General features: G+C 65.9%; 14 protein-coding genes and 1 rRNA gene. All 15 read left to right on the forward strand.

Annotation, left to right across the window (positions count from 1 at the left end; genetic code table 11):
- Positions 1-10 precede the first annotated feature (10 nt).
- On the forward strand, positions 11-676 hold the full coding sequence (locus G361_RS0141520; RefSeq protein ID WP_019933070.1) for an L-threonylcarbamoyladenylate synthase: 666 nt from the start codon (positions 11-13) through the stop codon (positions 674-676).
- A gap of 11 nt (positions 677-687) precedes the next feature.
- Entirely contained in the window at positions 688-1,854 is a 1,167-nt protein-coding gene (locus tag G361_RS0141525; RefSeq protein ID WP_019933071.1) for an MraY family glycosyltransferase, read from the forward strand.
- A 65-nt stretch (positions 1,855-1,919) separates the two neighbouring features.
- Positions 1,920-2,378 (forward strand): hypothetical protein, encoded by a 459-nt coding sequence (locus G361_RS0141530; RefSeq protein ID WP_019933072.1) that lies wholly within the window; start codon positions 1,920-1,922, stop codon positions 2,376-2,378.
- Positions 2,379-2,774: 396 nt separating this feature from the next.
- Positions 2,775-3,500 (forward strand): F0F1 ATP synthase subunit A, encoded by a 726-nt coding sequence (gene atpB / locus G361_RS0141535; protein WP_019933073.1) that lies wholly within the window; start codon positions 2,775-2,777, stop codon positions 3,498-3,500.
- Between the two features lie 64 nt (positions 3,501-3,564).
- Positions 3,565-3,813 carry an ATP synthase F0 subunit C gene (locus G361_RS0141540; RefSeq protein WP_019933074.1) on the forward strand — a complete coding sequence of 83 codons (249 nt, stop codon included), beginning with the start codon at positions 3,565-3,567 and terminating at the stop codon, positions 3,811-3,813.
- Positions 3,814-3,818: 5 nt separating this feature from the next.
- Positions 3,819-4,379, forward strand: coding sequence for a F0F1 ATP synthase subunit B (locus tag G361_RS0141545; protein ID WP_019933075.1), 561 nt, complete (start codon positions 3,819-3,821; stop codon positions 4,377-4,379).
- A 96-nt stretch (positions 4,380-4,475) separates the two neighbouring features.
- A complete protein-coding gene (locus tag G361_RS0141550) occupies positions 4,476-5,285 on the forward strand; it encodes a F0F1 ATP synthase subunit delta (protein WP_026344162.1) in 810 nt (269 codons plus the stop codon).
- 89 nt (positions 5,286-5,374) lie between these two features.
- A complete protein-coding gene (atpA, locus tag G361_RS0141555; RefSeq protein ID WP_019933077.1) occupies positions 5,375-7,012 on the forward strand; it encodes a F0F1 ATP synthase subunit alpha in 1,638 nt (545 codons plus the stop codon).
- A 55-nt stretch (positions 7,013-7,067) separates the two neighbouring features.
- Positions 7,068-8,060 carry a F0F1 ATP synthase subunit gamma gene (locus tag G361_RS0141560; protein ID WP_026344163.1) on the forward strand — a complete coding sequence of 331 codons (993 nt, stop codon included), beginning with the start codon at positions 7,068-7,070 and terminating at the stop codon, positions 8,058-8,060.
- A 35-nt stretch (positions 8,061-8,095) separates the two neighbouring features.
- Positions 8,096-9,544 carry a F0F1 ATP synthase subunit beta gene (gene atpD / locus G361_RS0141565; RefSeq protein WP_026344164.1) on the forward strand — a complete coding sequence of 483 codons (1,449 nt, stop codon included), beginning with the start codon at positions 8,096-8,098 and terminating at the stop codon, positions 9,542-9,544.
- A gap of 6 nt (positions 9,545-9,550) precedes the next feature.
- Entirely contained in the window at positions 9,551-9,949 is a 399-nt protein-coding gene (locus G361_RS0141570; RefSeq protein ID WP_019933080.1) for a F0F1 ATP synthase subunit epsilon, read from the forward strand.
- A gap of 174 nt (positions 9,950-10,123) precedes the next feature.
- Positions 10,124-10,546: a DUF2550 domain-containing protein gene (locus tag G361_RS0141575; protein ID WP_019933081.1), complete on the forward strand. Its 423-nt coding sequence runs from the start codon at positions 10,124-10,126 to the stop codon at positions 10,544-10,546.
- 48 nt (positions 10,547-10,594) lie between these two features.
- Complete coding sequence (locus tag G361_RS0141580) at positions 10,595-11,188, forward strand: cob(I)yrinic acid a,c-diamide adenosyltransferase (RefSeq protein WP_019933082.1); 594 nt, start codon at positions 10,595-10,597, stop codon at positions 11,186-11,188.
- A 10-nt stretch (positions 11,189-11,198) separates the two neighbouring features.
- The gene (gene murA / locus G361_RS0141585) at positions 11,199-12,467 is read left to right on the forward strand and encodes a UDP-N-acetylglucosamine 1-carboxyvinyltransferase (RefSeq protein WP_019933083.1); all 1,269 of its coding nucleotides are present in this window, start codon (positions 11,199-11,201) and stop codon (positions 12,465-12,467) included.
- Between the two features lie 443 nt (positions 12,468-12,910).
- A 16S ribosomal RNA gene (locus G361_RS0141590) occupies positions 12,911-13,459 on the forward strand; the annotation flags it as partial.

The following is a 13,459-nucleotide window of genomic DNA, read 5'->3' on the forward strand; positions in this document are numbered from 1 at the left end:
ACTCTGCGCCGTGAGTATCGTCTACGACTGCTCCGATCCCGATTCCCGATCCGCGGGTCTGACCGCCGCGCGGACCACGCTGAAATCCGGACGGCTGGCCGTCATCCCGACCGACACCGTGTACGGACTGGCCGCCGACGCGTTCGATTCCGCCGCGGTGAGTTCCCTGCTGGCGGCCAAGCGCCGCGGCCGGGACATGCCCGTCCCGGTCCTGGTGGGTTCGTGGAACACCATCGACGGGCTGGTGTTCCATGTGCAGCAGCAGACCCGCGACCTGATCCGCGCGTTCTGGCCGGGCGGCCTGAGCCTGGTGGTACAGCAGGCCCCGTCGCTGGCCTGGGACCTGGGTGACGCCCGCGGCACGGTGATGCTGCGGATGCCGCTGCATCCCGTCGCCCTGGAGCTGCTGCGCGAGGTGGGCCCGCTGGCGGTGTCCAGCGCGAACGTGTCCGGGCAGCCCGCGGCCGCCACGGTCGGCGAGGCCCGCGATCAGCTGGGCGAGCTGGTGGGGGTGTATCTGGACGGCGGCAAGGCCGAGCACGGCGTCGCCTCGACCATCGTGGATCTCACCGGCGACCGGCCACGCGTGCTGCGCGCCGGTGCGGTCACGGTGGATCAGGTCGCGGAGGTGCTGGGCATGCCGGCCGACGAGCTGACCGCCGAGCCGACGCGGTGACGGCCTGGTAGATGGTGTTCAGTCAGGGCGCGGTCGTCCCGCTGCGCGAGCTGTTGCTGGTACTGCTGATCTCGGCGGTGGCGACCATGCTGGCGGTCGGCGGGGTGCGGGTGCTCGCCATCGCCTTCGGTGCGGTCGCGATCCCGCGGGAACGGGATGTGCACACCAAACCGACGCCGCGGATGGGCGGCGTCGGCATGTACATCGGCATCGTCGCGGCGGTGTTGTTCGCGCATCAATTGCCGGCGCTGCGCCGGGGTTTCGATTTCGCGCCGGATATCCCCGCGGTGCTGGTCGCGGGCACGCTGATCGTGCTGGTCGGGATCATCGACGATCGCTGGGGATTGGACGCGTTCACGAAATTCGTGGGCCAGATCACGGCCGCCGGCGTGATGGCCGTGATGGGCCTGAGCTGGGTGCTGATCTACAACCCGTTCACGAACTCGACCGTGGTGCTGGACCAGTTGGTGGGTGGTCTCGCGACCGTCCTGATCACGGTCACCATGATCAACGCGATGAATTTCGTCGACGGTATGGACGGACTCGCGGCCGGACTGGGTTTGATCGCGGCCGTCGCGGTATTCGTGTTCTCCATCGGTTTGCTCTACGAACAGGGCGGTTCCACCGACACCTATCCGCCGGCCCTGCTCGCGGCCGCGCTCGCCGGTGCCTGCCTGGGATTTCTGCCGCACAATTTCCAGCCGGCCCGGATATTCATGGGGGATTCCGGCTCGATGCTGATCGGCCTGATGCTGGCCGCGATCTCGACCGGCGCCTCCGGGCGAATTCCGCTGCAGGGATACGGCACGCGCGACATCGTGGGTCTGCTGTCGCCGTTGTTCCTGGTCGGCGCGGTCATGTTCATTCCGGTCCTGGATCTGGTGCTGGCGATCGTGCGGCGGGTGCGCGCGGGGGTCAGTTTCTCCACGCCGGACAAAATGCATCTGCATCACCGGCTGCTGCAGATCGGCCATTCCCAGCGCCGCGTGGTGCTGCTGATCTACATGTGGGTCGGAATCCTGGCATTCGGAGCGGTCGGTACGTCGCTGATGGATCGCCGGCTGGTATTGCTGTTGCTCGCCGCGGGCCTGCTTTTCGCACTCCTGGTGACGGCGGTGCCGTCGTTGCGCGTGGCGGTGGGGCTGCGGCGCCGCATTCCGCGCGACCGGACGCCGTGAGCTACGCCACGGCGAGCAAATCGGGCGCTACGCGGCCCTGACGCCGTCGAGTACAGTGGGCAGCCGTGAACGCCGAATCCCACGACTCTGACCGGCAGCCGGGCGAGGCGCCCGTACGCGCCCCCCGCGCGGACGATTCGGCGCTGCGGGCCGCCCTGCGCTACGGCGTGGGCGGGCTGGCCGTGCTGGTGGTGGTCTCGGCCGTGGTGTCGACCGTCGTCGCCGGCCTGCCGGGCCTGTGGGGTGCGCTGATCGGCGCGGCCATCGGCGGATTCTTCATTCTCGCCACCGCGGTGCTGGTGCTGCGCACCGCGTCGCTGGATACCGGCATCCAGGGCATGGTGATGCTCGCGAGCTGGGTCGGCAAACTTCTGGTCGTCGTGATCGTTGTGGCGGTTCTCAAACACTTCGATTTTTATAGCCGAGGCGCATTATTCCTGACAGTACTGGGTGCGTTGCTCATCGTACTGGGTGCGGAAACGTACGGCCTGCTGCGCCAACGGGTTCCGTATGTCGATAGCTGACGGGATGCCGTCGATCAAGATCGACAATTTGGATATGGGCACCCCCTACACAGCGTCGTAGATACCTTGGTAAACTCTTTACCGTAAGCACACGAAACCGGGGGTCGATCCCCTACGATCGATACCGGCAGGTTATGCTTACTGCCGTGCCGGACCTGCATGGTTCGGCTCTGCACCGTCGACGATGTCGCCGACGTACAGACGCCAGGGGCGGTAACTCCGCACAGCTGCTGACGAACTTCGAGCCGACTCGAGTCGACCACCAGATCGTCAATGTCCGATCGAACCGTAGGCTAGCGATAGCCTGCGGCCCGAACACGGGAGAGAACGCTGAGCGTCACCACCTTGGCCGGCGAGTTTCACGCGCCGTCCCTAGATGACTTCTTCCCGAAGGCTGTGCTCTTCCAGGGAACGGTCTTCGAGCTGGACCGATTGATGCTCATTCGCATCCTCATGTCGGCAGTGCTGATCGCGATCCTGATGGTCGCTTTCCGGCGGCCGCAGATCGTCCCGCGTGGTCTACAGAACGTCGCCGAATCCGGCTTGATGTTCGTCCGCGAGCAGATCTGCGACGAGGTCCTCGGCAAGGAAACCGGCAAACGGTATTTCCCGCTGATCGCGACCATCTTCTTCACGGTGTTGTTCCTGAACTTCTCGGGTGTCATCCCGTTCCTGAACATCTCCTCCAACGCGCGTATCGGTATGCCGTTGGTGCTGGCCGTGATCGCGTACATCGCCTTCAACTACATCGGAATCAAGAAGTACGGCTTCTGGAAGTACATGCGCTCGTCCATCGTGGTGCCCGATGTGCCGCCCGCGATGCACGTGCTGCTGATTCCGATCGAGTTCATCTCGACCTTCGTCCTGCGCCCGTTCACGCTGACCGTCCGTCTGATGGCGAACATGCTGGCCGGCCACATCATGCTGGTGTTGTTCTTCAGCGCGACACAGTTCTTCCTGTTCGACGGTGCCGCATGGATGAAGGGCCTGTCCCCGTTCTCGCTGCTCGGCGGCTTCGCCTTCACGCTCTTCGAGCTGTTGGTGATCTTCCTGCAGGCGTACGTCTTCGCGCTGCTGACCGCTGTGTACATCGGTCTCGCGCAGCACGCGGACGCGCATTAACTCGCACAAGAACTGACCCACACGCCGTCGGGCGGGTGGGCAACAGAAAGGGATAAGAAAACTCATGAGCCTCTCCTACGTGGCCACCACTCTCGCCGACAACGCGCCGAAGGCGACGGGTTACGGCGCGATCGGTTACGGTCTGGCGGCCATCGGCCCCGGCATCGGTGTCGGCATCGTCGTCGGTAAGGCGATCGAGGGCTTCGCCCGTCAGCCCGAACTGGCCGGCCAGATCCGGACCAACATGTTCCTGGGCATCGCGTTCACCGAGGCGCTGGCCCTGATCGGCCTCGTCGCCGGCTTCATCTTCTGATTGCCATGAACGAGATGTATCTGCTCGCGGCGGACGAGGGTAGTTCCGATCACAACCCCTTGCTCCCCGAGCCATACGACATCATCTGGTCGGCGGTCTGCATCGTCGTCATCGGGTTCGTCTTCTTCAAGTACGTGATCCCGCGGCTGACGAAGGTACTCGACGAGCGTTCCGAGAAGATCGAAGGCGGTATCGCCAAGGCCGAGGCCGCACAGGCCCAGGCCCAGCAGACGCTGCAGGCATACCAGCAGCAACTCGCCGAGGCCCGCCTCGAGGCCGCGCGCATCCGCGAGGACGCGCGCACCCAGGGTCAGCAGATCCTGGCCCAGATGAAGGCCGACGCGCAGGCCGAGGCCGACCGCATCGTCGCCGCCGGGCATTCCCAGCTCGAGGCGCAGCGGCAGCAGATCGTCACCGAGCTGCGTGGCGAACTCGGCCGCACGGCGGTCGATCTGGCCGAGAAGATCATCGGCCAATCTGTGTCGGATGCGGCCAAACAGGCGGCGTCGATCGACCAGTTCCTCGCAGAATTGGACGAACAGGCCGGCATCGGGGTCGGAAGGTAACGACCACCTGCGCGGGTCGGTGGTCGATGGAGGTATGCGGAGTGACCTCGTAGGCTGCGCCGCGAAGGTAAAACCAACACAGTGAAAGTGGGAAGCATGTACGCAGCGAGCCGTGAGGCGAGTTCCCGAGCCCGGGAAGCTCTTTCGGCCGCACTGGCCGGGAGCGACACCGTCGCCGCCACGACGGGTTCCGAATTGTTCGCCGTTGTCGCCGTTCTCGACGACCAGCGCTCGCTGCGTGTGGCGCTCGCGGATAAGTCGGTGTCCAGTTCGGCGCGTGCCGAGCTGGCCGAGCGCGTTTTCGGCGGCAAGATCAGCGCGGCCACCCAGGCCGTGCTGACCACGGCCGTCGCCGAGGACTGGTCCCGGACCGGGGACCTGGTCGACACGCTGGAGCTGCTCGGCCAGGAGGCGCTGTTGCGCGCGGCGGCCGATCGCGGCCGCCTCGACGTCGTCGAGGACGAGTTGTTCCGGCTGAGCCGCATAGTCGAGGCCAACCCCGAGTTGGAGCAGGCGCTGGGCGATCGCGGCAAGCCCGCACAGGCCAAGCGTGAACTGATCGAGCGCCTGCTGCACGGGAAGGTGCGCGACGTCACGCTGGAGCTGACCGAGCAGGCCGTGAGCCGCCGGCGCGGTGACATCGGCGCGGCGTTCGATCACCTGTCGGATCTGGCGGCGTCGTTGCGGCAGCAGGTCGTCGCGCACGTGCGCGCGGCGGTCGATCTGACCGAGCAGCAGCGGGACCAGCTGGCGGCCTCGTTGCAGCGCCTCTACGACAAGCAGATCACCGTGCACGTGCAGGTCGATCCGAGCCTGCTGGCCGGTGTCGTCGTGCACATCGGCGACGACGTGATCGATGGCAGTGCCCTCGGCCGGCTGCAGCGCCTGCGCCAGTCCCTGACGTGAGCACGTGTGTCAGTCCTGACGTGCGGGCCACCCGGCACGGCGCCTAACCTACCGACAATCCAGACCAGACAGCGAGAGCAGGAACAACCATGGCGGAGCTGACGATCTCCACCGATGAGATCCGTAGCGCGATCGAGAGCTACACCCAGTCCTACACGCCGGAGACCTCCATCGAGGAGATCGGCGTCGTCACCGACACCGGTGACGGTATCGCCCACATCAGTGGCCTGCCCTCGGCGATGGCCAACGAGCTGCTCGAATTCCCGGGCGGTGTGCTGGGTGTCGCACTGAACCTCGAGGACACCTCGATCGGTGCGGTCATCCTCGGTGAGTTCGACACCATCGAAGAGGGCCAGCAGGTCCGTCGCACCGGCGACGTGCTCTCGGTGCCGGTCGGCGACGCCTTCCTCGGCCGCGTGGTCAATCCGCTCGGTCAGGCCATCGACGGCCTCGGCGATATCGCCGCCGAGGAGCGCCGCGTGCTCGAGCTGCAGGCCGCGACCGTGCTGGAGCGTCAGCCGGTCGGTGAGCCGCTGGCCACCGGCATCACGGCGATCGACGCCCTGACCGCCATCGGCCGCGGCCAGCGTCAGCTGGTCATCGGCGACCGCAAGACCGGTAAGACCGCGGTCTGCGTCGACGCCATCCTGAACCAGAAGGCCAACTGGGAGACCGGCGACCCGACCAAGCAGGTCCGCTGCATCTACGTCGCCATCGGCCAGAAGGGCTCCACCATCGCGGGCGTGAAGACCGCGCTCGAGGCGCACGGCGCCATGGAGTACACCACCATCGTCGCGGCCCCGGCCTCCGACTCGGCGGGCTTCAAGTGGCTGGCCCCCTACACCGGTTCGGCCATCGGCCAGCACTGGATGTACCAGGGCAAGCACGTCCTGATCGTGTTCGACGACCTGACCAAGCAGGCCGAGGCCTACCGCGCCATCTCGCTGCTGCTGCGCCGCCCGCCGGGCCGCGAGGCGTACCCGGGTGACGTCTTCTACCTGCACTCCCGGCTGCTGGAGCGTTGCGCGAAGCTGTCCGACGAGATGGGCGCGGGCTCGATGACCGGTCTGCCGATCATCGAGACCAAGGCCAACGACGTCTCGGCGTTCATCCCGACCAACGTCATCTCGATCACCGACGGCCAGGTCTTCCTGGAGTCCGACCTGTTCAACAAGGGCGTCCGCCCGGCGATCAACGTCGGTACCTCGGTCTCCCGTGTCGGTGGCGCCGCCCAGACCAAGGGCATGAAGAAGGTCGCCGGTTCGCTGCGTCTGGAGCTGGCCTCCTACCGCGAGCTGGAGGCGTTCTCCGCCTTCGCCTCCGACCTGGACGCCGCCTCGCTGGCCCAGCTCGAGCGCGGCGCCCGCTGGGTCGAGCTGCTCAAGCAGAATCAGTACTCGCCGGTCTCGGTCGAGGACCAGATCGTGTCGATCTACCTGGTCGACGCCGGCTACTACGACTCGGTGCCGGTCGGCGACGTCCGCCGGTTCAACGCCGACCTGCTGGATCACCTGCACCGCAACGCGGCCGACGCCTTCAAGGCGATCGCCGGCGGCAAGGTGCTCGAGGATGAGTCGGCCGATCTGATCAAGGCCGAGACCGAGAAGTTCAAGCAGGGCTTCCTCGCCTCCGACGGCAGCCGGGTCGTGAACGAGGCCGCCGCGGGCGAACTGGACCACGAAGAGGTCGAGTCGCTGGCCGTCACCCGCAAGCACGTCGAGAAGTAGGCGACACTGCCCATGGGACCGACGATCCACGACGCACGAATGAGGGGAGTGTGAGATGCCTAGTGTGCGCGAACTGCGCTCCCGCATTCGTAGCGTGAGCTCGATCAAGAAGATCACCAAGGCCCAGGAGCTGATCGCGACCTCGCGAATCAGCAAGGCCCAGGCCCGGGTCGCCGCCGCGAAGCCGTATGCGGAGGAGATCACCAAGGTGCTCGTCGAACTGGCGAGCGCCTCGCAGAGCCTGACCCATCCGCTGCTGATCGAACGGCCCGCGCCGACCCGGGCGGCCGTCCTGGTCATCAGCAGCGACCGCGGGATGTGCGGTGGCTACAACTCGAACGTGTTCCGGCGCGCCGAGGAGCTCATGACCACGCTGCGTGGCGAGGGCAAGGAGCCGGTGCTGTACGTGATGGGCGCGAAGGGCCTGACGTACTACACCTTCCGCGGCCGGAACCTGTTCGGTTCCTGGACCGGATTCTCGCAGGAGCCGCACTACACCAACGCCTCGGCCGCCTGTAACCACCTGGTGGAGGCGTTCATGGCCGGTGGCGAGAACGAGGTGCCGCTCCCGGACACCCCGGCGAGCCGGGAATCGGGTACCGCCGGGACCATCGCGGGTGTCGACGAGATCCACATCGTCTACACCCGTTTCGTGTCCATGCTGTCGCAGGTGCCGGAGGTGCGTCGCTTGGCGCCCATGCAGGTCACCTACGTCGACGAGAACTTCGACCTGGGCGACGGCATGTTGCAGGACTCCCCGAACGCGCAGGTGTCCTCGCTGTACGAGTTCGAGCCCGACGCCGACAAGCTGCTCGGTGCGCTGCTGCCGAAGTACATCAACACCCGGATCTACGCGTCGCTGCTGGAGGCCGCCGCCTCCGAGTCGGCCGCGCGCCGGACGGCGATGAAGGCGGCCACCGACAACGCCACCGAGATGCAGGCCTCGCTGACCCGCCAGGCCAACTCGGTGCGGCAGGCTCAGATCACCCAGGAAATTTCGGAAATCGTCGGCGGCGCGAACGCGCTGGCCTCGAGTTCGAGCGACTAGCCAACCCGCCCTACCTCGTATACGGAAGAGAACCAATGACCGCAGCAGTTACCCGAGAAGAAAAGAGCCGGGCGGGCGCCGGCGCTGGCCGCGTCGCCCGGGTCATCGGCCCCGTCGTGGACGTCGAGTTCCCCCGTGGCGCCATCCCCGAGCTGTACAACGCGCTGCACGTGGACATCACGCTGCCCTCGGTGGCCAAGACGCTGACCCTCGAGGTCGCGCAGCACCTGGGCGACAACATCGTCCGCACCATCTCCATGCAGCCGACCGACGGCCTGATCCGCGGCGTGCCGGTGTCCGACACCGGTAAGCCGATCTCGGTTCCCGTCGGCGATGTCGTCAAGGGCCACGTGTTCAACGCCCTCGGCGACTGCCTCGACGCGCCGGGCACCGGCCGCGACGGCGAGCAGTGGGGTATCCACCGCCAGCCGCCGGCCTTCGACCAGCTCGAGGGCAAGACCGAGATCCTGGAGACGGGCATCAAGGTCATCGATCTGCTCACCCCGTACGTGAAGGGTGGCAAGATCGGCCTGTTCGGTGGCGCCGGTGTCGGCAAGACCGTGCTCATCCAGGAGATGATCACCCGTATCGCGCGGGAGTTCTCCGGTACCTCCGTCTTCGCCGGCGTCGGCGAGCGGACCCGTGAGGGCACCGACCTCCACCTGGAAATGGAAGAGATGGGCGTCCTCCAGGACACCGCCCTCGTCTTCGGCCAGATGGACGAGCCGCCGGGGACGCGTATGCGCGTCGCCCTCTCGGCGCTGACCATGGCGGAGTACTTCCGCGACGTGCAGAACCAGGACGTGCTGCTGTTCATCGACAACATCTTCCGGTTCACCCAGGCCGGTTCCGAGGTGTCGACCCTGCTCGGCCGCATGCCGTCCGCCGTCGGTTACCAGCCGACCCTGGCGGACGAGATGGGCCAGCTGCAGGAGCGGATCACCTCGACCCGTGGTCGCTCGATCACCTCGATGCAGGCGATCTACGTGCCCGCCGACGACTACACCGACCCGGCGCCGGCCACCACCTTCGCCCACCTGGACGCGACGACCGAGCTCTCCCGCCCGATCTCGCAGAAGGGCATCTACCCGGCCGTCGATCCGCTGACCTCGACCTCCCGCATCCTGGAGGCCTCGATCCTGGGCCAGCGGCACTTCGACGTCGCCAACGAGGTGAAGCGAATCCTGCAGAAGTACAAGGAACTTCAGGACATCATCGCCATCCTCGGCATGGACGAGCTCTCCGAGGAGGACAAGGTCCTCGTCGGCCGGGCGCGTCGTCTGGAGAAGTTCCTCGGCCAGAACTTCATCGTGGCCGAGAAGTTCACCGGTCAGGTCGGTTCGGTCGTGCCGCTGGAGCAGACCATCGACGACTTCGATCGGGTCACCAAGGGTGAGTTCGATCACCTGCCGGAGCAGGCGTTCAACTCGTGCGGTGGCCTGGACGACGTCGAGGCGGCCGCGAAGAAGATCGCCGGGAAGTAGTCCACCATGGCGGAGATGTCAGTTGATCTGGTCGCCATCGAGCGGCGGCTGTGGTCGGGGCAGGCGAGTTTCGTCGGCGCCCAGACCACGGAGGGGCAGATCGGTATTCTGCCCGGCCACGAGCCCGTGCTCGGCCAGTTGGTCGAGGGCGGCACGGTGACCATCGTCAGCACCGACGGTGAGCGCATCGTCGCCGCCGTCAACGGTGGGTTCTTCTCGGTCGCCCCGGTCAGCCGGGACGGCAACGCGACGTCGACGGTCCGGATTCTCGCCGAGACGGCGGAATTCTCCGGCGACATCGATGTCGAGGCGGCCCGCGCCGTCCTCGCGGACCCGAACGCATCCGAGCACGCGCAGGCGGAAGCCCGCGGCCGGGTTCGGGCGGTCGAGGCCGCGACGGCATGAACAAGGTGATGGCCCCGGGTAAATCCCGGGGCCATCATCGTTTTCGGCCACCGCCTGTTCCGGGCGGGGCCCATGGTTTGTAGACTCGCCGCAAGGCCGCCTGGTTAGGGGATGACAGGCGCCGCGACGGCACAGGGGTCGAGGCGAAGGGACGGACCTGGATTGCGGACCGGGATGGTGCTGCTGATCATTCTGGTGCTGCTGCTCGTCGGTGTGGCGTTGGCTTCCATCTATCGGTTCATCATGCTGCGACGCGGCGGTACTTCGGCACTGTTGCGGGTGCTTCCGGCGAAGGGCGGACAGGGCTGGCGACACGGCCTGATCCGCTACGAAGAGAACCGACTGGTTTTCTTCAAGCTCACCAGTCTGAAATTCGGCCCGGATTCCACGATCCAGCGCCGCGGTATCGAGGTCGGTGATCGGCGAGGACCGGTCGGCGACGAATACGACATCATGACCGACGAAATCATCGTGACGGCGGTCTCCGACGGTACGGGTGGCTACGAGCTGGCACTCGATCGCGGATCGCTCGCGGCATTTCAATCCTGGGTCGAATCCCGCCCGTCCGACCGCGTCCGGCGGCGGCCGAGTTATTAGAATTCCCGGTCGAATCGCCGAGTATTCGGAAATATCGAGGAGTCAGCCATGAGCGTCCATCTCACCCGGATCTACACCCGGACCGGTGACGACGGCACGACCGGACTGAGTGATTTCTCCCGCGTCGCGAAGACGGATCTGCGTCTGGTCGCCTACGCGGACTGCGACGAGACCAATGCCGCGATCGGCGTGGCCATCGCTGTGGGACAACCGAATCCGGCGATCCTACGCGTGCTACGGCAGGTGCAGAACGATCTGTTCGACGCCGGCGCCGACCTGTCCACGCCGGTGGTCGCCGAGCCGAAACACCCGCCGCTGCGCATCACCCAGCCGTACATCGATCGGCTGGAGCAGTGGTGCGACGAGTTCAATGCCGAACTGGCACCGCTGAATTCGTTCATCCTGCCCGGCGGCACGGCGCTGGGGGCCCTGCTGCACACCGCGCGCACGGTGGCCCGGCGCGCCGAGCGATCGGCCTGGTCGGCGATGGCCGCGCATCCGGAGGACACGAGTGTGCTGCCCGCGAAATACCTGAACCGCCTGTCGGATCTGTTGTTCATCCTCGGGCGGGTGGCCAATCCGGACGGAGACATCCTCTGGCATCCGGGCGGACAAGCGCCTATCCCAGGCTCGGACCACTAGGCTGACGACCGTGAGTGAACGTTTCCTGGTGACCGGTGGCAGCCGGCTCGTCGGCGAGGTCGCGGTGGGCGGCGCCAAGAACAGCGTCCTCAAGCTGATGGCCGCCGCACTACTGGCCGAGGGCGCCACGACCATCACGAACTGCCCCGACATCCTCGATGTGCCACTGATGGCCGAGGTGTTGCGCGGCCTGGGTTGTGATGTCGTCGTGGACGGCTCCGTGGTCACCATCACCACGCCGGCCGAGCCGAAGTACCACGCGGACTTCCCGGCGGTGACGCAGTTCCGCGCCTCGGTCTGTGTGCTGGGTCCGTTGATGGCCCGGTGCAAGCGCGCGGTGGTCGCGCTACCCGGTGGCGACGCGATCGGGTCGAGACCGCTGGACATGCATCAGGCCGGGTTGCGACTGCTCGGCGCGACCAGTGAGATCGAGCACGGTTGCGTGGTGGCCCGCGCCGACGAGCTGCAGGGCGCGCGCATCCGGCTGGACTTCCCCTCGGTCGGCGCGACCGAGAACATCCTGATGGCGGCCGTGCTCGCCGAGGGCGAGACGGTCATCGACAACGCCGCGCGCGAACCCGACATCGTCGATCTCTGCACGATGCTCACCCGGATGGGTGCGCGGATCAGCGGCGCGGGCACCTCGGTACTCACCATCCAGGGGGTGCGGAAGCTCTCGCCGACCGTGCACCGGGTGATCGGTGACCGCATCGTCGCCGCCACCTGGGGGATCGCCGCCGCCATGACGCTCGGCGACATCCGGGTGACGGGGATCAACCCCAAGCACCTGTCGCTGGTGCTGGACAAGTTGCGGTCGGCCGGCGCGCGAATCTCCTTCGAGCCGGAGGGTTTTCGCGTCATCCAGGCCGAACGGCCGCGCGCGGTGAACTTCTCCACGCTGCCGTTCCCCGGATTCCCGACCGACCTGCAGCCGATGGCCATCGGGCTCGCGGCGATCGCCGACGGTACCTCGATGATCACCGAGAACGTCTTCGAGGCGCGCTTCCGTTTCGTGGAGGAGATGATCCGCCTGGGCGCCGACGCGCGGACGGACGGACATCATGCGGTGGTCCGCGGTATCCCGCGGTTGTCGAGTGCGCCGGTGTGGTCATCGGACATCCGCGCCGGCGCCGGCCTGGTCCTGGCGGGCCTGGTCGCCGACGGTGTCACCGAGGTCCACGACGTGTTCCACATCGACCGTGGTTACCCGAACTTCGTCCAGAACCTGCGCGCGCTGGGCGCCGACGTCGAGCGGGTCGGTGTCGCGAGCCGGCGGTGATTATGGCACCTGACCAGGCGATTTGACATCGATTCCGGTGCCACGTAACTTATTCGAAGTCAGAGCGACACGGACGCCGACCCGGGGCCGAGAGCCCAGGGAAACGAGGCCGGACGATGAGCGCCTGATAGATCACACGGTTCGAGCCCTTGACCAGCCGATTTGGTAGGTCACTGAGGAGCGGGCTAAGCTTGAAAAGTTGCCTTACTGAGACTCTCTGGTTGTTGCTGGTGGGTTTTGTTTGTGCGTGTGTTCTTTGAGAACTCAATAGTGTGTCGATGAATGTCAGTGCCAAATATTTTTGGTTCCGGTTTCTCATACCCCCGTGTGGGGGACTGGACATTTAGTCAGCTTTTTTTGAGCTGGCGTTGTTTTTGAATGTCGGGTTTTCGGACTCTGGCCTTTGAATTTTTCTGATTCGCCTTCGGGTGTTTCGAGAGTCTTCAACGGAGAGTTTGATCCTGGCTCAGGACGAACGCTGGCGGCGTGCTTAACACATGCAAGTCGAGCGGTAAGGCCTTCGGGTACACGAGCGGCGAACGGGTGAGTAACACGTGGGTGATCTGCCTCGTACTCTGGGATAAGCCTGGGAAACTGGGTCTAATACCGGATAGGACTACTGGATGCATGTCTGGTGGTGGAAAGATTTATCGGTGCGAGATGGGCCCGCGGCCTATCAGCTTGTTGGTGGGGTAATGGCCTACCAAGGCGACGACGGGTAGCCGACCTGAGAGGGTGACCGGCCACACTGGGACTGAGACACGGCCCAGACTCCTACGGGAGGCAGCAGTGGGGAATATTGCACAATGGGCGGAAGCCTGATGCAGCGACGCCGCGTGAGGGATGACGGCCTTCGGGTTGTAAACCTCTTTCGACAGGGACGAAGCGCAAGTGACGGTACCTGTATAAGAAGCACCGGCCAACTACGTGCCAGCAGCCGCGGTAATACGTAGGGTGCGAGCGTTGTCCGGAATTACTGGGCGTAAAGAGCT

Source organism: Nocardia sp. BMG111209, from assembly GCF_000381925.1.
Classification (GTDB): Bacteria; Actinomycetota; Actinomycetes; order Mycobacteriales; family Mycobacteriaceae; genus Nocardia.